General features: G+C 43.3%; 1 protein-coding gene. It reads right to left on the bottom strand.

Going from position 1 to position 263, the window contains the following annotated elements; all coding sequences use genetic code 11:
- Positions 1–263: MMPL family transporter (locus AAEY62_RS23045; RefSeq protein WP_350636756.1), on the bottom strand; the 263-nt coding region annotated here is incomplete at both ends.

Raw genomic sequence — 263 nt, 5'->3', positions numbered from 1 at the left:
ACCTACAATTGCTGTAAACATAGAGGTTAAAATACCAATTGCTAGGGTTACCGCAAAGCCTGCAACAGGACCGGTACCAACAGCAAACAAGATAATCGCCGCAATTAATGTGGTGATATTGGCATCAAAAATAGTACTAAAGGCGCTATCGTAACCAAAATGAACCGCTTGTTGAGGGCTACGGCCATCAGCGAGCTCTTCACGAATACGCTCAAATATAAGTACGTTCGCATCAACAGCCATACCCACGGTTAATACAATAC

This window comes from Pseudoalteromonas sp. GW168-MNA-CIBAN-0100 (assembly GCF_040309225.1).
GTDB lineage: Bacteria > Pseudomonadota > Gammaproteobacteria > Enterobacterales > Alteromonadaceae > Pseudoalteromonas > Pseudoalteromonas arctica.
This window is presented reverse-complemented; position numbering and strand designations above follow the sequence as displayed.